The following is a 21,295-nucleotide window of genomic DNA, read 5'->3' on the forward strand; positions in this document are numbered from 1 at the left end:
GGAGGTGGGGGTGGTCCGGTGGTCCGTGAAGATGCGCGCGCCCCGCGAGCGTAGAAAGGTCTGGACCAACCGTCAAGAGGTCCAGACCAACGTCGGTGAGCTCCGTCAGACCCCCAACTCCTGTGCCAGCACGGCCGCTTGGACCCTGCTCCGCAGCGCCAGCTTCCCCAGCACCTTGCTGACGTGCGTCTTCACCGTCGCCTCCGCCATGTCGAGCCGTACCGCGATCTCCGCGTTCGACAGCCCCTGCCCCAGCGTCGACAGCACCTCCCGCTCCCGGGGCGTCAGGACGTCGAGCACCGACGGGTCCGTCCCCGACGGCTCCCGGACCGGACGGCCCGTCGCCGCGAACTCCGCGATCAGCCGCCGGGTCACCGCCGGGGCGATCAGCCCCTCGCCGCGCGCCACCGTCCGCACCGCCTCGATCAGCTCCCGCGCCTCCGCGTTCTTCAGCAGGAAGCCCGACGCCCCCGCCCGCAGCGCCCCGAAGACATAGGCGTCGAGATCGAAGGTCGTGAGGACCAGCACGTCGGCGAGCCCCTCCGACACGACGATCCCGGTCGCCGTCACCCCGTCCATCCGCGGCATCTGCACGTCCATCAGGACCAGGTCGGGGCGGAGCGCCCGGGCGAGCTCCACCGCCCGCTCGCCGTCCGCCGCCTCGCCGACGACCTCGATGTCCGGCGCGCTGCCCAGGATGAGCACCAGGCCCGCCCGTACCGCGGACTGGTCCTCGGCGACCACCACCCGCACTGTCATGCCCGCTCCTCGTCGCTCTCGTCCACGGGCAGCTCCGCCCGCACCCGCCACAGTCTCCGCCCGCCGTCGTCCGTCGCCGGACCCGCCTCGAAGACCCCGCCGAGCAGCGCCACCCGCTCCCGCATCCCCACCAGACCAGCCCCGGAGCCCGGCGCCGTCGGGCCGGGGCGCTCCCCGTACGGGCTGGTCACCTCGACCGTGAGGGCCCTCGGGCCCCGGCCGAGCAGCACCAGGACCTCGCCCGGCGCCGCGTGCTTCAGCGCGTTGGTCAGGGACTCCTGCACGATCCGGTACGCGGCCAGCTCCACCGGTGCCGGAAGTCCCGCCGTGCTCTCCCGGGTGTCCCGCAGGGCGAGGTCGAGACCGCTCGGCCGGGCGTTGGCCTGTGCCTGGTCGACCAGCGCGTCCAGACCGGCGAGGGTGGGGGCGGCGGCCGGTTCCGTGTCGCCGTCGCCGTCCCGGAGGAGGCCGATGAGCCGCCGCATCTCCGCGAGGCCCTCGACACTGTTCTCCCGGATCACGGTGAGCGCCTGCCGGGTGGTGGCCGGCTCGTCGATCGAGAGCGCGGCGGTGGAGTGGATCGCGATCGCCGACAGGTGGTTCGCGACCATGTCGTGCAGTTCGCGGGCCATCCGGGCCCGCTCGGCCACCACGGCCTGGGTGCGGTCCATCTCGGCGAGCAGCGCGGTCTGTTCGGCCCGCAGCCAGGCCGCCTCGGCCGCCTCCCGGTGGTTGCGCACGACGGCGCCGGTCATCGCGGGCAGGAAGGAGATCATGCCGGTGAGGACCCCGACGAGCAGCGCGATCGCGTTCTGCCACCAGACGAGGAAGCCGACGGTGACCGCCACCGTGACCAGGCCGGTCGTGTAGGGGACCCGGCGGGCGGTGGCGGGAGTGCCGTAGACGACGGCCGCGTAGACCACGTCCGTGAACATCAGGATCGTGAGCAGGTTCCCGTTGGTGAACTGGTCGCCGACGACCGCGACCGTGCCGACGACGATCGCCGTCTGCGGCATCGTCCGGCGCACGGTCTCCGCCGCGGCCATCGCCGCGAGCGGGACCAGCGCCGCCCACCGCTGGTCGAGGATGCGGTCACCCGCCGTGTAGAGCCCGAAGGACCACAGGAGCAGTCCGCAGGAGAACCCGAGGAGGCCCATGAGCAGGTCGAAGCGGTGCGGGCGGGGGAGTGTCACGTCCTCATCCAACACGGCCGGGCGTCCCCCGACCTCCTCGTCCGGGCTGATCCGTCCTCCGTCGAAGGATGTAGACGCGGTTCGTCATCGGCGACGACGATCCGGGCCGGACCGCGGGAGACGCTGAGGGGGTACCGAAAGGGGAACCGTCGTGATCGTCACGCTGATCGTCGTCTGCGAGGTCGGCTTCTGGGTGCTGCTGGCCGCCGGCCTCGCCGCCCGCTACCTCCTGAAGATGCCCCGGACGGGGATCGCCCTGCTGCTCTGCGAGCCGCTCCTGGAGGTCCTGCTCCTGGTCGTCACCGCGATCGACCTCAAGAACGGGGCCGACCCCAGCTGGAAGCACGGCCTCGCCGCCCTCTACATCGGGTACACCGTCGGCCACGGCCACCGCACCGTGAAGTGGCTCGACGGCCACGCCGCCCACCGCTTCGGCGGCGCACCGCCGCCCCCGAAGCCCCCGCGGTACGGGATGGCCCGGGCCCGCCACGAGGGCAGGGTCTGGCTCGGTTCGGTGGTCGCGGCGGCCGTCGCCTCGGGCCTGCTGTTCCTGGCCGCCCTGTACGTCGGCGAGGACGGGAACACCGACGGCCTCTACGGCTGGATGTTCGTCGCCTGGCGGGCGGCCGGCATCCACGGCCTGATCGCGCTCACCTACGCGATCTGGCCGAAGAAGGCCCCCGAGAAGGCCCCCGAGAAGGCCCCCGAAGAGAGCTCAGCGGTCCCCGCCCGGGACCCAGAGCACGTCCCCGACCTCCTTGTTCGCCGTACGGGCAAGGATGAAGAGCAGGTCTGACAGCCGGTTCAGGTAGGTGGCGGTGAGGGCGTTCATCGTCTCGCCGTGCACCTCCAGGGCCGCCCAGGTGGAGCGCTCCGCCCGCCGGACCACCGTGCACGCCTGGTGCAGCAGGGCCGCCCCGGGCGTGCCGCCCGGCAGGATGAAGGAGCGCAGCTTCTCGAGCGACTCCAGGAAGTGGTCGCAGTCACCCTCCAGCTTGTCCACGTACGACTGCTCGACGCGCAGCGGCGGGTACTCGGGGGTCTCCACCACCGGCGTGCAGAGGTCCGCGCCCACGTCGAACAGGTCGTTCTGCACCCGGACGAGGACCTTCACGACCTCCTCGTCGAGCTGCCCCAGGGCGATGGCCGTGCCGATGGCGGCGTTGGCCTCGTTGGCGTCGGCGTAGGCCGAGATCCGCAGATCCGTCTTGGCGGTCCTGCTCATGTCGCCGAGGGCCGTGGTGCCCTGGTCGCCGGTACGGGTGTAGATGCGCGTCAGATTGACCATGGGTCCAGCCTAGTTACGCACCGGCCCTCCGGAACGTCCGTGTGCCGACCGTCACGGCGAGCGCCGTCAGGGCGAGGGCGGCGAGCCCCCCCCGTACAGCAGCGTCGGCGTCGTGCAGTGGCCGCGCGACGGCTCGTGGCCTCGGGGTGCGCGCCGGCCCGGCGGTGCACGCGACCGCATACCCCCGCGGGTACGCCACGGCCGTACGGGTGGCCGAACGGGGTGCTGCGAGTGTGACGTCCGTCAAACAGGGCGTGACGCGCATTACTTCACGGTCACATGGCGGCTCCCGACCGCTAATCTCCGCCGAGGAGCCAGAAGTGAACAGGCGTTAAAGGGGTGGAAGATCGTGGCCAGGAAGCTCGCCGTCATCGGGGCCGGACTCATGGGATCCGGCATCGCGCAGGTCTCGGCACAGGCGGGCTGGGACGTCGTCCTGCGTGACGTCACCGACGCCGCGCTCACCCGGGGCACCGACGGCATCAAGGCGTCGTACGACCGGTTCGTCGCGAAGGGCGGGCTGGCCGCCGCCGACGCCGAGGCCGCGCTCGGCCGGATCACCGCCACCACCGAGCTGGAGGCCGTCGCCGACGCCGACATCGTCGTCGAGGCCGTCTTCGAGAACCTCGACGTCAAGCACGAGATCTTCCGCGCGCTCGACAAGGTCGCCAAGGACGGCGCCGTCCTCGCCTCCAACACCTCCGCGATCCCGATCACCAAGATCGCCGCGGTGACCGCCCGGCCCGAGGCCGTCGTCGGCACCCACTTCTTCTCCCCGGTCCCGATGATGCAGCTCTGCGAGCTCGTCCGCGGCTACAAGACCAGCGACGAGACCCTCGCCACCGCGCGGGAGTTCGCCGAGTCGGTCGGCAAGACCTGCATCGTCGTGAACCGCGACGTCGCCGGCTTCGTCACCACCCGGCTCATCACCGCCCTCGTCGTCGAGGCCGCCAAGCTCCAGGAGTCCGGCGTCGCCACGGCCGAGGACATCGACATCGCCTGCAAGCTCGGCTTCGGCCACGCCATGGGCCCGCTCGCCACCGCCGACCTCACCGGCATCGACATCCTGGTGAACGCGGCCACCAACATCTACACCGAGTCCCAGGACGAGAAGTTCGCGGCGCCGGAACTGATGCGCCGGATGGTGGACGCGGGTGACATCGGCCGCAAGAGCGGGCAGGGCTTCTACAAGTACTGAGCACGGCCTGCGGCCCCGCCTCACCCCGTGGGGTGAATTTCGGTATCGGTTCGCTGACAAGGCGCAACGTATCTGCCGGTGCGGCAGTCAGTTGTTGCGAAGACGGAGCACTCTCGGGGAGCGCATATGCACATCAGGGGCGACCAAGTCGAGCTGGTCGTCGGGGGCCGCCTCGACGTCCGCAGCGCGGCGGACGCCCGTACGGTCCTGCACTCGGCCGTCGACGACGGCGTCGGCGACCTGGTGCTCGACCTGACCGGTCTCGACTCCTGGGACGCCACCGGACTCGGCGTCATCATGGGCGCCCACCGGCGCGCGGGCCGCTGCGGCCGACGGCTCGTCCTGCGCGGGGTCCCGCCCCAGATGCAGCGGCTGCTCGTCGCCACCAAGCTGCACCGCATCCTCGCCATCGAGGGCGGTCTCGCGCTGGAGTCGCTGCCCCGGGTGTGACCACCCGGAGCGGAGGGCTCCGGCGCGAAGCCGCCGCGGGGCGTCCCGCCGGTGACACCCGTGTGAAGCAGCCGTGCGAACCCGGCGTCACGCGCAATCCTCACAAGACCGTGACGACTGGGTCTCGTGGGCACCCCACCTGTTCCCGAGCGCCTGACCACGGTCTAGGGTTCGGTCGCCTGCACATTGACGGACCCACCCGGCGGGCACCGGACACCGCTTCTTGGGGGCTTGGACCATGGACCCGATCAACCGCGGGCGAGGAGGACGGCGGTGGCGCGGTGCTCGGCCTCCGTCTCGGGGGTGCTCCCGTGGCCGGCGACGAGGACGGACAGGGCGGCGAGCAGGGCGTCGGACTCGGCGGCCGCCCGCTCGGGGGTGACGGAGGGGTGCGCGGCCCACCAGGCGTAGTGCTGGGCGACGGTGTGGGCGCGCTCGGCATGCTGCCCGGCCTGTGGCCCTCGGCGGTGTGGCGGACCAGGGCGGTGGTGGTGGCGGCGATGGCGCCGCGTCCGCAGACGTCGCCGAGCAGGAAGCCCCACCGGCCGTCCTCGAGGGGGAAGACGTCGTAGAAGTCGCCGCCGATGTCGAGGCCCTCGCCGGCGGGGTGGTAGTAGGTGGCCACCTCGGCGCCGGGGACCTGCGGCAGGTCGGCCAGTAGGAGGCCGGCTTGCAGGTCGCGGGCCAGGGCGGCGCGGTGGGTGTACTGGCGGGCATTGCGGGTGGCGAGCGCGGCGCGGGAGGCGAGTTCTTCGGCCAGGGCGACGGTGTGGCCGTCGAAGGTGTGCTCGCCGGCGGACAGGAGGGTCATGGTGCCGATGACGCTGTCGCGGTCGGTCAGGGGGACGCACACGTAGCCGGTGATGCCCAGGTCGTGCCAGGGGCCCGGGCCGGTGGGGGTGCGGCGGGCGATCTCGCTGGTCCCGGAGGCGAGGACGCGGGCGACGGCGTCGTCCTCGGCGTCGTAGACGGGGATGTGGGAGGCGAGCAGGTCGCGCTCTTCTTCGGTGGGTGCGGCGGTGGCGACGCGCCGTACCCGGCCGTTCTCGACGACGTCGATGGCGCACAGGGGTGCCAGGCGCGGGACGCAGGAGGTGGCCAGGCGCTGGAAGGTGTGGGTGGCGTCCAGATCGGAGGAGAGGGTGGTGCTGGCGTTGAGGAGGAAGGCGAGGTCGTCGCGGGCGGCCTTCTCGCGGGCCTCCGCTGCCTGCTGGGCCTGCTGGGCCTGGTGGCGTTCGATGGCGAGGGCGGCGGTGCCCGCGAAGACCCGGGCGAGTGCGAGGTCGGCGTCCTGGGGGGCCCGCGGGACGCGGTGGTACATCGCGAAGGTGCCGAGCAGTGAGCCGTCGCGGGCCAGAATCGGGGTGGACCAGCAGGCGGCCACGCCGGCCTTGTCGGCCAGGTCGCGGAAGTCGTCCCAGAAGGGGTCGGTGGCGATGTCGGTGACGATCACCGGCGTCCGGCGGTGGGCGGCGGTACCGCAGGAGCCGACGCCCTCGCCGGTGGCGATGCCGTCGATGGCCTGGTTGTAGAAGGCGGGCAGGCTCGGGGCGGCACCGTGGTGCAGGTGCTGGCCGTCGGCGTCGGCGAGGAGCACGGAGACCATGATCTCCTCGGGTGCCAGCTCCTCGATCGCGCGGGCCATGCCGTCCAGGACGTCGGGCAGCGGGGCCTGGCGGGCGATCTGCTCCAGCAGCGCCCGGTGCTCGGCTGTCAGTCGCTGGGCCTGCTTGATCTGGGTGGTCTCCACCCCGATGACGCGCACGCCCATGACATTGCCGCCCGCGTCCAGGCGGGGCTCGTAGGTGAAGTCGAAGAACGCCTCCCGCGCCGTCGGACCCACGCCCAGCACCACCCGGGCCTCCCGCCCGGTGTAGAGCGCGCCGGTGCGGTAGACCCGGTCGAGCAGACCGATGAAGCCCTGCTCGACGAGTTCCGGCATCAGGCGCCCCAGGGGCAGGCCGGTGCGGGTGCGCTCGGCACCGCCGATGGCGGTGAAGAATGCCTCGTTCGCGTTCTCCAGCATGTGCGCCGGCCCGGCCAGCGAGGCGAACACGGCCGTCGAGTGCCCGAACAGCGCTCGCACGTCGTGGTCGGCTCCGGTGGCGGCAGCGGCGCGCGCATCTGCCGTCCCGGCAGGCGGGGAGACATGCTGCCCCGGTACGCGCGTCATGCTGTCTGCCTCTCCTTGGGCTGTGCCGGACCGTTCAGGTCGGCATCCACGATGGCGCCGTGGTCAGTGTCCACTGCCAAGGCTTGTTCGACGTCGGCGTATACGGCGAAGACCTGGTCAAGGCCCGTCAGGGAGAACAGGCGGACCACGGTGCTGGGCACCGCCGCAAGACGCAGAGCTCGCTCCTGCGTGGCCAGGTCCTGCCAGAGCCGCACCAGCACACCTATGCCGGAGGAGTCGCAGAACGTCAGGCGGCTGCAGTCCGCGACCACAGCCCCCGCCCCCCGCCCCCTGGCCAGCTCCTTGTCGCCGGCTTCCTGGAGCTGGACCATGCTGTCGAAGTCGAGCTCCCCGCGCAGCGCGAACACCGCGCACCGCACCCTGTGGGTGACTTGTACCGAGAACACCTGCGGCTTCCTCCGCCCGAAGCTTTCACCGACAACGACCTCATGGTAGAGAACCACGCCTGCAGCCTCACACATCGCACTCGGTTCGGGCCGGGACGGCCACCGGTCTGGGAGGTGAGCAGGCCCTTGCTGTTTCACGGCCGCCACCCCGGAGCTCCTCACTTGCCGGCACCATGCCTTTTCCCGCTACGTCACGCCTGAGCGGGCCTGCGGCCTTGGGGGATCAGGAGATTTCCGCCGTGCAGGTTTCGGACCTCGGGATCGCGAGCAGGCGGTGGTCACGACCAACCCGGTACTACACGAGGAGGTCCCCATGTCGGGCACCGAGAAGACCAAGGCGCAGGCCGAGCAGGCCAAGGGCAAGGCCAAGGAGATGACGGGCCGCGCACTCGGCAACGAGCGGATGACCGCCGAGGGCCACTCCGACCAGGCCAAGGGCAACGCCCGCCAGGCCAAGGAAGACGTCAAGGACACCTTCCGCCACCACTGACCACACCCCCCGCCGTCGGCCACGGCCCGCGGCTCGGATGGACCCCGACCCCCTTCCCCCAGGGTCGGGGTCCATCCGCGTTCCCGGTCGCGGCCCGCGCGGTACGCGGCCCGCCGGCGCAGACCCGCGGTACCCGCGTGGACCCGGGCGGGCGGGACCACGGTCGGCGAGAGACGTCGAGTAGTCCTTCAGGCCGCGGAGAAGGCACCGGGAGGTTGCAGGTCGCCGCTGTGGGTGGTGTCGAGTTGTGCCAGGAGTCCTGCGAGGCCGGCTGCCAGGGCGTGGCGCTGGTTCGGGGGCATCTGGCTGATGGCCTGATGGAGCACCGAGTCGCGCTCGTCGCGGATGCGTTGCAGGTGTTCCTTGCCGGTGGGGGTGAGCCGCAGGAGGATCTCACGGCCGTTGTCGGGGCAGGGCAGCCGTTCGAGGAAGCCGATGGCCTGCAGCCTGTCGCACATGCGGGTGACGGTGGGGGCGGCTGAGGCGAGGCGCCGGCATGCGGTGCGCATGCGTATGCCGCCCTCGTGGTCGATGACGTACATCAGGCGCAGCTGGGATGTGGAGCTGGGTGCTGTGTCGTGGCTGGTGGCGTGCCTGGCGCGCTCCCACATGACGTCGAGGAGCTCGGTGATGGTGCTGGCCGAGTGAGTGGTGTGGTGGAGGGTCGCGTTGGGGGCTGCGTCTGGCGTGGTCACTGTTTCCCCGTCGGTGTGTAGAGGTGCCCGGTGGACGGCCGTGCTGTGGCTCAGGTACTGCCGTCTTGGCCGGTGGAGGGAGCCGCGTGAGCGCCGTCGTCGGGCCCCGTGGTCCGCGCGGGGCTGACGGGCTGTGCGGCCGTGAGGTAGTCGAACGTTCCGGTGACGTGGAGGATGCGGTCCAGTGTCGCCGGTCTGTCCTCCATGTGCAGTCGCACGCCCGCCGCGGTGGTGCGCCGGTGGATCATGAGCAGGGCGGACAGGCCCATGGAGTCGATGGCGCCGAGGTGCGCGCAGTGCAGATGCAGGTCGGCGAGGCTGGGCCGGGCTGCGAGCTGGGCGGTCGCCTCCTCCACGAGGAGGCCGGCGCTGTCGTGGTCGAGGTCTCCGTGGATCTCTATGCGGATGCTGTCCGGGGAGTCGACCGTGGTCAGGTGCAGGTGCTGTTCGGGGTGAGTGGTCATGCGGGGGTCCTGGCGGTGGTGAGGGTTCGGCTTGCGGCCTTGAGCATGCGGGTGGCCCGGGGAAAGTCCTTGAGTTCACGGGCCATGAGGTCCAGGGCCGGCGGCAGGCCGGCGGCGGGGACTCCTCGTGCGTTCAGGATCTGCGCGGTCCAGGTGATGAACGAGGTGAACAGGTCCTCGTCGTCGAGGTAGAGAGCGGTGGCGAGGAACTCGACGATGTGCGCGAGGTCTTCCGCGGTGCGCTCGCGCTGGGCGTGATCGTAGGCGCGCATCGGGGGGAAGGCTTCTTCCAGGGCGGTGAAGACCGCTTGCACGAGCGCGGTGTCGCTCCGGGCGACCAGGGTGTACTCCTGGTCCTCCAGGTGTGGCAGGTCGTCGAACTGCTGATGGTCGGGCGTCGGCCGAGGCATCCGGCGTGTGCTGAGGAGGTCGGCGGCGCCTCGGGCGTGGGGGGCCCAGGCGTCCGCGCCCAGCAGCGCGGCATAGCGGCCCTCGGGTCCGAAGGCGGCACCGCCGGCGATGACGGGTACGCCGATGGCCTGGCAGGCGGTGATCGCCGCGTGCGCGGTCGGCAGACGGGTCGCGATGGAGCTGGAGAGCGCGACGGCGTCGGCGCGGGTGCTGTGGAGGTGGGCGATCAGGTGCGGGGTCGGCACCTGGGCGCCGAGGTAGTCGACCTGCCAGCCGCGCAGTTTGAGTACCTCGGAGAGCAGGCGGGCGGGCAGGGCGTGCCATTCTCCGTCCACGCATGCCACGGTGATCCTGCCGCAGGTCACAGGTGTGCGGGCGGCGGGATGGGCGGCGACCGCGGCGACGGCACGCTCGTTGATGGCGGTCGCCGCGTGCTCCTGGGCGACGCTCATCCGGTTGGCCGCCCATTCCTCTCCGACGCGCCCCTGGACCACGGCGATCACATCGAGCAGGACGTTCTCCGCATCCGTGCCCTCGTCGAGTACGCGCAGCACCAGCTCGGTGGCCGTGTGTTCGTCCATGTCCGAGACGGCCTGCCACAGCTGATTCGCGAGTTGCTCCATCTGTCCGGCGGGAGGAACGCGCGGCGGGGTGCTGGTGCTGGTGCTGGTGCTGGTGCTGGTGCTCACGGGGTGTACCTGCCCCGGGTGTGTCCGTCCACTGCGCTCAGGTGGTGGGTGCGGGGAGCGGAGATCACGACGACGGCCATGTCGTCGTGCGAACGGTTGCCCAGCCACTGGGCGGCCAGCATCTGTACGTGCTCCGCGATTCCCTCGGCGGGCATGCCGGCGCACTGGGAGAGCGCGCGTCTGAGCCGCGCGTCGCCGAACAGGGCATTGCCCATCGGCCCTCCCCGGGCTTCGGTGATGCCGTCGGTGTAGAGGACGCACGATTCACCGGGGGCGAGGGAGACGGCAGCGGTGGTGGCCGAGACGGTGGGGATGGCTCCGATCAGGGTGCCGTGGGTGTCGGCTTCCTCCACGGTTCCGTCGGCCCGGACGATCAGCGGGTTGGGGTGGCCACCGCTCGTGAGCCTGAGGTCCACCATGCTCCCGCGCCGTACGGCGGAGGCCAGGATCATCGTGGCGAACCGGGTGTGGTGGGAGCTCAGCAGTGCGGTGTTCAGCAGGCTGAGCATCCGCTGGTGGTCATCGGCCATGGGCAGCAGAGCGTGCAGGGTGTTGCGGATCTTGCCGGTCAGGACGGCGGCCTCCAGCCCCTTGCCGCAGACGTCTCCGATGGAGACCAGGGAGGCCTCGCCCTCGACGGCCGCGGGATGGACGTCGTAGAAGTCGCCGCCGATGCGCTCGTGGTCCGCGGAGGGCCGGTAGCGGCCGGCGTAGTCGACCCCGGAGATGTGGTGCAGCACCGGGGGCATCAGTTCCCGCATCAGCACGTCGGTGATCGCGGTCTGCTCCGCGTACAGGCGGGCGGCGGACATCGCGGCCCCGGCGCGGGCGGCGAACAGCCGCGCGAACACCTCCTCCTCGGCACTGAACGCCGTGCTCTCCGACTTGCGCAGCAGGATGAGCGCGCCCGCCGGGACACCGTGCCCGGGCAGCGGAGTGATCACTATCGAGCCGACCGGTCCGAATCCCTCGGGCAGCATCCACGCGGGGGCCGCGGCCGGGTCGATCCACCGTGAGGGCACCGGCGGGAACCCGCGCAGCGCCTCGCCCAGTCCCGGCACGGCGGTGGGGTCCACCGTCACGGTCGACAGGGCGGGAGCACCGCCGCGCAGGCAGGTGACCACCGGCAGTCGCTGACCACGAGCCGGTGCGACGGCCAGCGCCGCATCGGCGAGGTTCTCAGCCGCCATCTGCGCGGTCACGTCCATACAGCGCCCGAGGTTGAGCGAGGACAGCAGGGCGGTCGACGCCTCCGCGAGGAATGCGCTTCGCTCCCGCTCCAGGTGGAGAGCTTCTCGGGCGAGCCGGCGGTCGGTGTCGTCCACCAGCCACCAGACCACCGATCCGTCGCCCCGAACGCTGGGATGCGCCTCGAAGATCCGCTCCCCGATCGTTCCGCTCAGCGCCTCCGCCTCTAAGGGGGCCGCATGCGGTCCGGGGACACTGAGGGCGGAGTGCGCTTCGCGGAGCCAGTCCGGAACCGTGTCCGCCAGCAGGGCCCCCGGTGTCGCGGCGGGCAGAAGAAGGTGTGCGGCGGCGTTGCACCGCACGACAGCACCGTGGACGTCAGCGACGAGAACGGGGTAGGGGGCCGGGCCCCAGGAGGGTTCCTGCGCGGGGACCTGGTCGGCATGGGCTTGGGTGGAGACCAAATGTTGAGGACCCGCTGGGCGAGTCCCTCACCTCATCGACTAGACAGTTGCTTGCAGGCAACGATCCTCCCCGGCACCCCTATCTGGCAACCCGCCCCCGTCTGCGATCAGACCATGGGAGGGGTTGGTCACAGGGCTCTCACAAAAGCTCCTCATACTCTGCGCCTCGGTCCGCAGACACGGAGGGGGTGGTGCCGTGCCAGTCCAGGCACATCACCAGCGAGTCGTCTGTCGCCGGACCGGAGCCCCGGTGCCCCAGCAGTTCCTGCAGCATCGCCCGGGGAACCTGCGCGGCGGGGAGGAGACGCGTGTTGCTGATCGACGCCGCCAGGGCACGCAGGCTGTACTTCTCCCCGCTCGGGGACAGGGCGTCGTAGATACCGTCACTGATGAACAGCAGTCGGTCTCCGGGCTCGATCTGGAAGCTCTGCGAGACGTAGACGGTGTCCTCGACCATTCCCAGAGGCATCTGGGCCTCCAGAGCGATCGTCTCCACGACTCCTCCGCGTACCCGCCACACCTTCGGGGAGCCGGCGTCGATGATCTCCACGTGCCCGGTCGGGAGGTGGAACCGGAACAGCAGTGTGGACAGATACTGACGCCCCCCGTACTGCCCGTAGACCGCCTGATCCGCCAGGGCGGCCTGATCGCAGAGGCTCAGTCCGGCCCGGCGCGCGTTGCGGAGCGCGTTGATCGCGAGATTCGTCAGCAGCGCCGCGGCGATGCCCTCACCCATGCCGTTGCTCACGGTCACGAAGAGGTTCTCGGCGGAGGCGGACCAGTCGAAGGAGTCGCCGAAGATGGCATAGGCCGGCTCAAGCTGGGCACCGAGGCTGTACTCGGGACGAGAGCATGAACGCCCCGGCAGCAGCTGCCACTGCATCTCGGCGGCCAGAGTCAGCCGGTCGGCTCGACGCGCCTGCAGGAAGAGATCCGTATCACGCTCCGCGACCACCACTTCGTGCGCCAGGGCATCCGCACACTGCTGGAGGTCCTCAAGCACCTCAGGGGCGGGGCGCTCGCCCTCTGGAGCAGGCAGCACGACGCTGAGCACGCCGAGCCGGTCTCCCCGCACGCTGACCGGTACGTGCACGGTGATCGCGGACTGCGACGCGTCGTACACGATGTGCACGTCCTGTGCGCCGAATGCCCGGCCCGGAGCGCTTCCGTGCACCGACACCGGCTCGCGCGTGTGCGGCAGTACGCCCACCGGCTGCAACCTCGTCAGGGCGTAGTCGACCAACAACAGGTCGACCGCCCGGGCTCCGTGGCGGCGCTCGATGGCGGAACGGATCACGTCGAAGATCTCATGGGGGGCGGCCTCCCGCAGCGACCGCTCCACCACATCAGGTCTGTCCAAGGCTACTGAAACCCTCTTCTTCATTGGAGAACGATGTAAACCGCCACATTAGATCTGAACCCGCATCGGAGAACATCGGTGCAGCGGTTCACGCAAAGCCGGTGACAGTGACCTTTACCACGGACGGAGGGCCCGTCGACACGGCTCGACGGAAGACCCCGGAGCGCCGACCGGTCCGTCCGCCGAGCGTGACGGCGAGCCGACCCCTGACCTGCTCGGTCTCCCCCTCACCATCCCGATCCCGGCCTGACACCCCCTGAGGCTCCCGCCGCCGTCCGGAGAGCGCAGCTGCGAGAACGGCGGGGGCCTCCTCGTCGGCCGGTCCCGGGCCGGGCATTCCGTTTCGGCCACCGCCACTGCCGAACAGGTCAGGGGGTGGGATGGAGCCAGCCGCGGATCGTGGCCTGGACGCCCGCCTGGAAGCGGGTTTCGGCCCCCAGTTCGTCGAGCATGCGGCTTATCCGCCGGCGCGCGGTGTGCACGTGCACGCCGAGGCGCCGTGCGATGGACTCGTCCTTCAGTCCGGCGGCGAGGAGCCCCAGGAGCTCGCGTTGGTCGGCGGTCAACGGGCTCCCCACGCCGCCGACCGGTGTGGCGCGTCGCCACAGTGCGTCGAAGAGCGGCAGGGCGGCCCTGTGCGAGAGGGACTTCCCCAGCACATGTGCCACCCCGGTGGGTCCGTCCGTGTTCGTCGCGGACAGGAGGCTTCTGGACCGGTCGACGACGACAAGGCCCGTCGGCAGCCCCACGCCCACACGTGTCTCCAGGCCCGGCCCGGTGAGCCCGATCAGGGCCTTCGCCCGATCCGGGAAGTCGGCCCTCCTGCGGTCCAGGAGGACCCGTACGGCGATTCCACGTGCCAGCAATGCGCGGATACGGCCGCAGCCCACGCCGAACGGCTCCGGTTCGCCGTCCCGTGCGTGCTGCATCGGGTTCTGCCGATCCACGATGAACACCTCCGTCCCGGCGTCCTCCAACAACGTGTCCAGTCGGGCCGCAACGACGTGGGTGTCGCCGAGTATCTCGATGTCTCTGTGGAGTTCGCGGCGTAATGGTTCGGGTGGAAGTCGGTCGACCAGGCGCTCGGCGTAGGAGCCCAGCGACTTGAGGTCGGCGAACTCCTGATGCAGAAGTTCCTGGCGGCGCCGGATCAGGGTGCGCAGTGCGGCGGCCGGGCCGGCTGCCGACCGGCTGTCGTCCCGCGTACGGCTCGGGGTCAGGTCGTACGGGTCGGTATCGATCATGCTGAGCAGTTTGACCCGCTCACAGAACCCTCACAAGTATGCGTGGCCACTTCCGAGGGGGGTCGAGCTCTGGTGCTGGAGGGGCCCCCGGCGCTTGCATATCGGCGACACACAGCGACTCCACAGGCACTCATGGTTGAGGAGATCCCTTGCCCAAGCTCAACTCGCCCTCGTCCGCTGCCGAGACAGCGTCGAGGCGGATATGGCGGAAACACCTTCGCTCCGCCGGTTCGATCGCGGTTCTGCTGGCCACTGCAACGACCTTGCAGGCCTCACCCGCGTGGGCGGTCGACCCCGACGTCGGCCCCGTGAACGCCCAGCCCGGCCAGGACACCGCCACGCCGGTGCTGATCGAGGGCATTCGTGAGCCCGTCGACGCCAAGGCCGCTCCTGCCGACGCGGCCCGGCAGCACCTCGCCGCGAACAAGAGCCGGTACAAGATCCCCCGGGCGGGCAGCGACCTCGTGCCCCTGGCGACGATCGCCGGTTCCACGGGCTCGACGGTCCGGCTGCAGCAGAAACACCGCGGGATCGACGTGCTGGGCGGCCAGTACGTGGTCCGTATGGAGGAACAGGACGGCGGAAGGGTGGTGACCGGCACCTCCGGGCACTACTTCACCGCCCTCGCCACCGACGTCACCCCCCGCATCGGGCAGGAGCTCGCTGTGCGGCGCGCCGTGGCATCGACGGCCCGCCGGCTGAGCGACGCCCTCGCCATCGGCCAGGCCCCCCGCGCCGAAGGCAGCGCCGACGAGGCCAAGGGGCTGAGCAGGGAGACCAAGGGGCTGAGCGGGGAGGCGAAGGGACTCGTCGTCCTTCCCCAGGGCACCGGGGTGCTGGCTTACCGCGTGACCGTGCGCGGCAGTGCGCCCGGTACCGGGGCTCCTGTCGTGGAGGAGGTGTACGTCGACGCGCGCTCGGGCTATCCGGCCCTTCAGTACAGCGCGCTGAAGACGATGGCCGCGCCCGGAACCCTGACTCCCGGTGACGCGCCCGAGGGGGAGGTGGCGGACGCGCCGCCCACCCCTCCCAAGGACCTGGTCCCGGAGACCGGGTCGGGAACCCGGCTGAACGGCGCGGCCACCTCTCTGGACGTGGCGTACGACGCCTCCAGCGGCGGCTATCTCCTGGCGGACGCGGCGCGGATGCGCGGCACCACCAAGGGTCTGCTGGCCACCTGGGACGCGCGTGACAGGTCGGTGTCGGAGGCCTCCGGCAGGTGGCCCTCCGGCCTGAGGATGTTCTCCTCCCCGACGACCGCGTTCGGCCCCGGCGCGACGGACTCGGGTGCGGTGGACGCCCACTGGAACGCGGGCCAGGTCTACGACTACTTCAAGAAGAACCACGGGCGTGACGGCCTGGACGGCAGGGGCTCGACCGTCAACTCCCTCGTGGGCGTGACGTATGACGGCATGCCCTACGTCAACGCCTTCTGGGACGGCACCAAGATGGTGTACGGCGGCGGGGACTCGGAGTTCAAGCCGCTGTCGGCCGATACCGACGTCGTCGGGCACGAGATGACTCACGGGGTCGTCGAGCACACCGCGAACCTGGTCTACGCGGGTCAGTCCGGCGCCCTGAACGAGGCCATCGCCGACTACTTCGGCAACGCCATCGATGTCACGGCGAGCGGGACGCCGATGAGCGATCCGGCGGCAGGCCTGATCGGTGAGAACCTGTGCCGTACGAAGGCGGCCTCCGACTGCGCCCTTCGCGACCTCAACGACGGGGCGACGACCTCGAAGAACTTCCTGGGCGTCTCCTTCGCCACCGACAACGGCGGCGTGCACCTGAACTCGACGATCCTCTCCGGCGCGCTGTGGGACATGCGCGAGGACCTCGGCGGCGCGCTGGCCGACAGGATCGTCTACAAGGCCCTGACCGAGTACATGACTCCGGTCGACGGCTTCACCGAGGCGCGCAACGCGGTGCTCGCGGCGGCCCGGGCGATCGGCGTGACGTCCGCCCAGCAGAACACGGTCAAGCGGTCGTTCAACGCCCACGGCATCGTCCCGGGCTGGGAGCAGGCCCTGGGCGTGGACACGGACACGCTCTTCGGCAGGCTCAACACCACCGACTCCGGCGTGGGCGCCGGCGGTGGCTGGTGGACGGCGTCCAAGTCGAACGACGACGGGTCCGAGCCCTATTCCGTCTACGCCGGCCGTCTGGACGGCAAGGGCGGTACCAAGGTGATCAGCCCCAACGACGGCAGGTACCACACGGCGCCGGCCACGGACGGCAGGACGGTCGTCTGGACGGCCTACGGTCCCACCTCGGTCGACCTCCTCTCCCGTCCCGTCGCGGGTGGGCCGGTCAAGACCCTGTACAGCTCGTACACGGGTGTGGCGGGCCTGCGCGTCGAGAAGAGCGTCGTCGTGTTCGAGGAGTACGACATATTCGGCGGTCGGCACGTCGGCTACCAGCGCCCTTCCGACCCGGCCCCCGTCTTCACGGACGGACAGAAGTGGGACACCCTCACCGCCCTGCCCTCCATCAGTGACAACAGGATCGCCTACGCGAAGCTGTACCCGCAGGGCGGCTCCTACCGGCTCGGAGTGGAGGTCGTCGACCTCGCCACCGGCAAGGCCGTCATGACCCAGCAGCTGGACGAGCCGGTGAGCCTCGGCCAGACCGGCATCAACGGCTCGAAGGTCTTCTGGCTGGCCGACACCGACGACAGCGACGACGGTCGACTGACCATCATGAGCTCCGCACTGGACGGCACCGATGCGCATGCCATCAGCGACGAGCACAAGCCCGGCGCGCTCATCGCCTCCGACCTCACGGTCTCGCAGGACGCGGTGACCGTCGTCGGCGAGACGCCCGACACCCGGTACCGCAACGAGTCACTGCCCAAGCTGTGGCAGCTGCCCACCGACGGCGTCCGCATGGAGCGCGTCTCCTGCAACCGCGGTGAGCAGAGCTATCCGGCAGCAGGCGCGGGACGCCAGGTCGTCTGGCTCGACGCCACCACCGGCTCGACGGACCTGGTTGTCCGCAACCGGCCCGCCGGGGCCTGCTGACCCGGCACACGACTGGACGGGGCCGGCGGCATCTGCCGCCGGCCTCTGTCGTATGAACCGACTTCTCGCTGGCGTACGAGGGCCGCCGGTGCTCGCGGTGCCGGGTACGGACGCGGTGTTCCCGGCCGCGGTCACCGAGTCCGTACGGGATGCGTCGGTGGCCAGGTCTCCGTAGACGCGGTTCGACCGTCCGGACGCACGAAGGGTGCGGGGTGCGCGTTCCGGTCGGTGAGCCAGGCACGGGTGTCGCGTTCGGACAGCGTGAACGCGCTCGTCGTACGGCCCGAGGAGGCCGAAGACGTGGTACTGCCCGGGGGAGCCGGTATCCGGCTGCTCGCCGACGCCGCCGAGACCGGCGGAGCGATCGGGGCCGATCGGCTGAGGCTGGCCGCCGGGTCCGATGGGGCAGGCCCCACCACCACACCCGGTCGACCGAGGTGTTCCACGTCGTGGCCGGGGCTGCCTGGTTCCGGTTGTTCGGGGCGGACGGCGCAGGCGGCGAGCGCGGCCCCGGTCGCGAGCGGGTGGAGACCGTGGGCGCCGGGGGCCTCGTGGTGGTCACGCCCGGCACCGTCCACGCCTCTGGCCATGATGTGGCCGGCCGGGTCCATGAAGTACACGCCTCGACCGCCGTCGTTGTGATTGATCGCGCCGGGCTGCTTCCGGTGAGGGTCGGCGTAGTGCTCGATACCGCGCTGTGTGATCTGTGCGTACGCCGCGTCGAACTCCTCCTCGGAGACGAGGAACGCGTAGTGCTGCGGGGTGATGCTGTCCGCGGGGATGGTGGCGAAGTCCAGCGTGACACCGTTGCTCAGGGCAACCGCGACGAACGGCCCCCACTCGGCGGTGATCTCGAGGTTGAGCAGGTTCGTGAAGAACTCCGCGGACTCTCGGTTGTCCCGGGCGTGGACGATCGTGTGGTTCAACTCGACTGACAAGGAATGCCTCCGGAGGCATGTCCCGACACCTCCATGCCTCACCCAGCCGGTGACCGACACGCGATGTCGCCGTCAATCGTAGTCGCTGGCGCAGCTTTCAGAGAGCATCGGGCACCGACCCTCACGCAGGCCCTTCGCACCAGTCCACTCGAAGAGGCGATGACTTGAGGCAGTGCGGGGTGTGGAGGCTGGGGCCCAACCGATGGAATTCTTAGCGCGGTTGGCTTCCTCGCCGTAAGGTCTGCTGCCGAGGGGATGCCCTCACTCGGCGGGGGACGGGGGAAGCATGGAGATCTACGCCCACTGGCTTGACGGTGAGCACCTGAGCGTGTCCGGGTGGGGTCCGCAGGACACGTCCTTGGCCGTCATGCTGAAGATCCAGGCCCTGTTAGGGCACACGGTGGTCCTGAGCGACGTACAGCTCATCGACAGCCATGCGGTGCAGGCCCTGTTCGAGACGGAGGACTTCCGGTCCTTCGTGCGCGGGTGCCCCTCGTTCCTGCGCTGCACCACCGCCGCCCCGGCCGACAGCGACCCCTTCGCCCTGGTCACCACCGGCCTGCACCGCGCTCTGGAGCCCGGCTGGCTCTCGTCTTCGTTCGAGACCGCAGAACCCCTGGTCAGGCTGTCCGAGGCGGTACTGGAGCGCGGGGAGGCGAATCCCGGGCCACTGTTCGCGCGGGGCACCGCGCTGGGCGCACGGTACGCGGAGGGCGGGGCCATCCGGCGCAGGCTGGAGGCCGTGGCCTGGACCCTTCACCACTTCTCCCGCGAGCCGGGAGTGCCGCTGGGCACGAGCGCCGTGACGCGCCCCTCCTCGTACCACGACGTGCTGGAGGAGGTGGCGGCACTGCCCGGGCTCCCCGGCCACGACTACGCCCCGGTGGAGCGCACCCTCGCCTTTGTCGACGCGCACGTGGATCCGGCGGACCGGCACCGCAGGTCCATGCTCCTCGCCCGGCTCGACGCGTCGGAGCCGCCGCACCGGACGGCGATCTGGAACACCGCGACACAGGCTTGGAACGCGGCGGTGCAACGCACTTTGGGAACCGACGGCGCGTCCCCCCGTTCGCTCCCGGAAGCGGCCGACATCGGGCTGTACCTCGGGCACCCCACAGACGCACTCTTCGAGCCTGCCGGCCCTGGAGCCACCGGCCCGGCGGAGCACAACATGGCCCCGGGCCATCTCGCGGCGGTCGCCGAACTGGGCTGGCAGGACATCGCGAAGATCCATCAGGACGAGGTCGTGACGCGTCGGCGCGATGCCTTCCAAGCAGCGCTGCGCGCCGGGGACGCGTCGGCCGCCGACGACGCCCTGCCCGCCCTCCTCCGCGCGATCCGGCGAAAGCTGCCGGCCTCCGCGGAGCGGCCCGGGCGTCTGGCCTGGGCCGCGGCGGAGACCGGCCTCGGACTCGCCGGCGCCGGGCTCGCCCTCGGCACCGGCGAAACCCTCGGCCTCCTGGGACCCGCGCTGGCGTTCGGCCTGGCCGCGGAGCGACTTCTTCGAGGCGGACGCAACCGGTCGCACATCGTCACCACACTGATGACAGCCGGGGGAAGAGGAACCTGGACGCGACACGGCCGAACCTGATCGGACACCGGCCTCCGGGGCCATATGTGTACTGCTCCGGATGCGGGGCAGGCGGAGGCCGAGCACGTGGGACTGCTCACGGGCCCGCGGCACTCCCCCGCCGCAGGGTCCGACCGGGTGACGACCGGCCCGCGCTCGTGGTGTCGCGCGGGCCGGTCACCCGGCACTCGAACCGGCCGCCTGAGGCCATACCGTCAGTGGTTCACATCGGCCGCCAGAGTCGAGCCCGAACCATGGTGGCGCAGGAGAAGGCCGGTCGCGAGCCCGCCGGCGACCGTGGCAGCGACCATGACGGCCATGACGGTCGAGTAGGCGCCGTCGAAGGCATGGGAGGCGACCGCGACCAGAGCGGGGTTGCTGTCACCTGCCAGGGCGAGTGCCTGCGGCGGGGTTCAGTGTGATCGGGCGCGGTGGAGGTCGCGCAGCAGGGCGATCTCGGCTCCTTGGTGCAGCCGGCCCTCCGCGGTCCGCGCGCCGGATACCGCTTTCCACTTCCGTGGCGTGGGGTGACGATCTCGCGGAAGGCCGAGGTCAGCTTTCATCCACGGCGTCCTGGCACGGCGTCAGGAGAGGACCGCGCCACTCGTCGCAGCCGACTGCGCCGGCAGGACGACGAGGAAACAGTCCGACTCCAGGTCCATGACCACCGTGGCCGGTATGCCCTCGCGCTGCCGGGCAGCGGCGTACTCCTCGGCGGGCCAGGCGCCGCGGGGTGCTCCGGCCGGGAAGGACTCCAGAATCCTCGTCTGCATGACGTTCTCCCGCTTCCTCGTGAAGCTCTCGTCTTCACCTTCGCGTGCCCCGAGAAAGGCGCCGCACACCCGTGGGTCCATGACTCACGAGTCGTCTCGCTGCGGCTGTGTTCGTCCTCCTCGCAGCGGCGATGTGGTGGCCTCACTGGATCACCGCATCCTTGACCGCCGCCGAAGGTGCCGCCTGCTCGCGGCCAGTGAACGTGGCCCCGTCCCTGGATCGCCGCCTCGCCATCAGGGTTTCGGGAGCTGTCGCACTTCCCCGGCCCCCAGTCCTTTCGCCGCATTGCCGTTCAAGTAAAGGCGACTTGACGAAGAAGCCTTCGCCGAGCACGGGGCCCGGCAACCGCGTCTAGGGTCGGTGAGTTCATCGTCAACGGGGAAGGTGCTCACCTCTGTGAGACCGATGTGTGCGTGCGCGGCTGATGCGACCGCAGTCGGCTTGTCCGGCGACGGCGGCTCAAGGAGTGACGTCATGGCTCATTCCCACCGAGATGCGGCTGGCGGGGCGTGCAGGA

Annotated in this window: 17 protein-coding genes and 2 pseudogenes; 6 read left to right on the forward strand and 13 right to left on the reverse strand. The window is 70.8% G+C overall.

What is annotated here, in order from left to right:
* Positions 1-105: 105 nt before the first annotated feature.
* Both EAO70_RS31405 and EAO70_RS31410 read right to left on the reverse strand, forming a co-directional pair.
* Positions 106-759, reverse strand: a complete 654-nt coding sequence (locus EAO70_RS31405; RefSeq protein WP_148006192.1) for a response regulator — start codon at positions 757-759, stop codon at positions 106-108.
* Entirely contained in the window at positions 756-1,952 is a 1,197-nt protein-coding gene (locus EAO70_RS31410; protein ID WP_261993129.1) for a sensor histidine kinase, read from the reverse strand. The genes EAO70_RS31405 and EAO70_RS31410 overlap by 4 nt, the downstream gene beginning before the upstream one ends.
* A 151-nt stretch (positions 1,953-2,103) precedes the next feature.
* On the opposite strand from EAO70_RS31410, the gene EAO70_RS31415 reads away from it, so the two are divergent.
* Positions 2,104-2,748 (forward strand): hypothetical protein, encoded by a 645-nt coding sequence (locus tag EAO70_RS31415; protein ID WP_148006193.1) that lies wholly within the window; start codon positions 2,104-2,106, stop codon positions 2,746-2,748.
* Here EAO70_RS31415 and EAO70_RS31420 read toward each other — a convergent pair.
* Complete coding sequence (locus EAO70_RS31420; RefSeq protein WP_148006194.1) at positions 2,668-3,240, reverse strand: cob(I)yrinic acid a,c-diamide adenosyltransferase; 573 nt, start codon at positions 3,238-3,240, stop codon at positions 2,668-2,670. The two genes, EAO70_RS31415 and EAO70_RS31420, sit on opposite strands and share 81 nt — an antisense overlap.
* A gap of 349 nt (positions 3,241-3,589) precedes the next feature.
* Between EAO70_RS31420 and EAO70_RS31425 the strand changes: the two genes are divergently transcribed.
* Positions 3,590-4,438 carry a 3-hydroxyacyl-CoA dehydrogenase family protein gene (locus EAO70_RS31425; protein WP_148006195.1) on the forward strand — a complete coding sequence of 283 codons (849 nt, stop codon included), beginning with the start codon at positions 3,590-3,592 and terminating at the stop codon, positions 4,436-4,438.
* A gap of 126 nt (positions 4,439-4,564) precedes the next feature.
* Positions 4,565-4,888, forward strand: coding sequence for an STAS domain-containing protein (locus tag EAO70_RS31430; protein ID WP_148006196.1), 324 nt, complete (start codon positions 4,565-4,567; stop codon positions 4,886-4,888).
* A 254-nt stretch (positions 4,889-5,142) separates the two neighbouring features.
* Here EAO70_RS31430 and EAO70_RS40125 read toward each other — a convergent pair.
* Both EAO70_RS40125 and EAO70_RS31440 read right to left on the reverse strand, forming a co-directional pair.
* Positions 5,143-6,914: pseudogene (locus EAO70_RS40125) on the reverse strand (GAF domain-containing protein); the annotation flags it as partial.
* Positions 6,915-7,057: 143 nt separating this feature from the next.
* On the reverse strand, positions 7,058-7,525 hold the full coding sequence (locus EAO70_RS31440; protein ID WP_187284113.1) for an STAS domain-containing protein: 468 nt from the start codon (positions 7,523-7,525) through the stop codon (positions 7,058-7,060).
* A 256-nt stretch (positions 7,526-7,781) separates the two neighbouring features.
* Here EAO70_RS31440 and EAO70_RS31445 point away from each other — a divergent pair, with 256 nt between their 5' ends.
* Entirely contained in the window at positions 7,782-7,958 is a 177-nt protein-coding gene (locus EAO70_RS31445; protein ID WP_148006199.1) for a CsbD family protein, read from the forward strand.
* A gap of 188 nt (positions 7,959-8,146) precedes the next feature.
* Here the strand turns inward: EAO70_RS31445 and EAO70_RS31450 are convergent, their stop codons facing one another.
* From EAO70_RS31450 to EAO70_RS31475, 6 genes are all read right to left on the reverse strand, one after another.
* Positions 8,147-8,653 carry a MarR family winged helix-turn-helix transcriptional regulator gene (locus tag EAO70_RS31450; RefSeq protein ID WP_402117193.1) on the reverse strand — a complete coding sequence of 169 codons (507 nt, stop codon included), beginning with the start codon at positions 8,651-8,653 and terminating at the stop codon, positions 8,147-8,149.
* Positions 8,654-8,703: 50 nt separating this feature from the next.
* Positions 8,704-9,117: an STAS domain-containing protein gene (locus EAO70_RS31455; RefSeq protein WP_148006200.1), complete on the reverse strand. Its 414-nt coding sequence runs from the start codon at positions 9,115-9,117 to the stop codon at positions 8,704-8,706.
* Positions 9,114-10,151 carry a B12-binding domain-containing protein gene (locus EAO70_RS31460; protein ID WP_148006620.1) on the reverse strand — a complete coding sequence of 346 codons (1,038 nt, stop codon included), beginning with the start codon at positions 10,149-10,151 and terminating at the stop codon, positions 9,114-9,116. Before EAO70_RS31460 ends, EAO70_RS31455 begins: the two co-directional genes overlap by 4 nt.
* Positions 10,152-10,213: 62 nt before the next feature.
* Positions 10,214-11,767 carry a PP2C family protein-serine/threonine phosphatase gene (locus tag EAO70_RS31465; protein WP_187284114.1) on the reverse strand — a complete coding sequence of 518 codons (1,554 nt, stop codon included), beginning with the start codon at positions 11,765-11,767 and terminating at the stop codon, positions 10,214-10,216.
* A gap of 241 nt (positions 11,768-12,008) precedes the next feature.
* On the reverse strand, positions 12,009-13,229 hold the full coding sequence (locus EAO70_RS31470) for a PP2C family protein-serine/threonine phosphatase (RefSeq protein WP_148006621.1): 1,221 nt from the start codon (positions 13,227-13,229) through the stop codon (positions 12,009-12,011).
* 368 nt (positions 13,230-13,597) lie between these two features.
* A complete protein-coding gene (locus tag EAO70_RS31475) occupies positions 13,598-14,473 on the reverse strand; it encodes a hypothetical protein (RefSeq protein WP_148006202.1) in 876 nt (291 codons plus the stop codon).
* A 308-nt stretch (positions 14,474-14,781) separates the two neighbouring features.
* Between EAO70_RS31475 and EAO70_RS31480 the strand changes: the two genes are divergently transcribed.
* Positions 14,782-17,496, forward strand: coding sequence for a M4 family metallopeptidase (locus tag EAO70_RS31480; RefSeq protein WP_261993130.1), 2,715 nt, complete (start codon positions 14,782-14,784; stop codon positions 17,494-17,496).
* Between the two features lie 587 nt (positions 17,497-18,083).
* Here EAO70_RS31480 and EAO70_RS31490 read toward each other — a convergent pair.
* Positions 18,084-18,434 (reverse strand): annotated as a pseudogene (locus tag EAO70_RS31490) (VOC family protein); the annotation flags it as partial.
* A gap of 358 nt (positions 18,435-18,792) precedes the next feature.
* Between EAO70_RS31490 and EAO70_RS31495 the strand changes: the two are divergent.
* Positions 18,793-20,025 (forward strand): hypothetical protein, encoded by a 1,233-nt coding sequence (locus tag EAO70_RS31495; RefSeq protein WP_187284115.1) that lies wholly within the window; start codon positions 18,793-18,795, stop codon positions 20,023-20,025.
* 563 nt (positions 20,026-20,588) lie between these two features.
* On the opposite strand, the gene EAO70_RS31500 is transcribed toward EAO70_RS31495, so the two are convergent.
* Positions 20,589-20,777 (reverse strand): hypothetical protein, encoded by a 189-nt coding sequence (locus tag EAO70_RS31500; RefSeq protein ID WP_148006204.1) that lies wholly within the window; start codon positions 20,775-20,777, stop codon positions 20,589-20,591.
* Positions 20,778-21,295 lie beyond the last annotated feature (518 nt).

This window comes from Streptomyces sp. adm13(2018) (assembly GCF_008042145.1).
Classification (GTDB): Bacteria; Actinomycetota; Actinomycetes; order Streptomycetales; family Streptomycetaceae; genus Streptomyces.

Bases quoted from the DNA above. Each gene is read 5' to 3' on its own strand.
- EAO70_RS31475 (WP_148006202.1), bottom strand. From the start codon at position 14,473: ATGATCGATACCGACCCGTACGACCTGACCCCGAGCCGTACGCGGGAC.
- EAO70_RS31430 (WP_148006196.1), top strand. From the start codon at position 4,565: ATGCACATCAGGGGCGACCAAGTCGAGCTGGTCGTCGGGGGCCGCCTC.
- EAO70_RS31420 (WP_148006194.1), bottom strand. From the start codon at position 3,240: ATGGTCAATCTGACGCGCATCTACACCCGTACCGGCGACCAGGGCACC.
- EAO70_RS31500 (WP_148006204.1), bottom strand. From the start codon at position 20,777: ATGCAGACGAGGATTCTGGAGTCCTTCCCGGCCGGAGCACCCCGCGGC.
- EAO70_RS31455 (WP_148006200.1), bottom strand. From the start codon at position 9,117: ATGACCACTCACCCCGAACAGCACCTGCACCTGACCACGGTCGACTCC.
- EAO70_RS31460 (WP_148006620.1), bottom strand. From the start codon at position 10,151: ATGGAGCAACTCGCGAATCAGCTGTGGCAGGCCGTCTCGGACATGGAC.
- EAO70_RS31445 (WP_148006199.1), top strand. From the start codon at position 7,782: ATGTCGGGCACCGAGAAGACCAAGGCGCAGGCCGAGCAGGCCAAGGGC.
- EAO70_RS31405 (WP_148006192.1), bottom strand. From the start codon at position 759: ATGACAGTGCGGGTGGTGGTCGCCGAGGACCAGTCCGCGGTACGGGCG.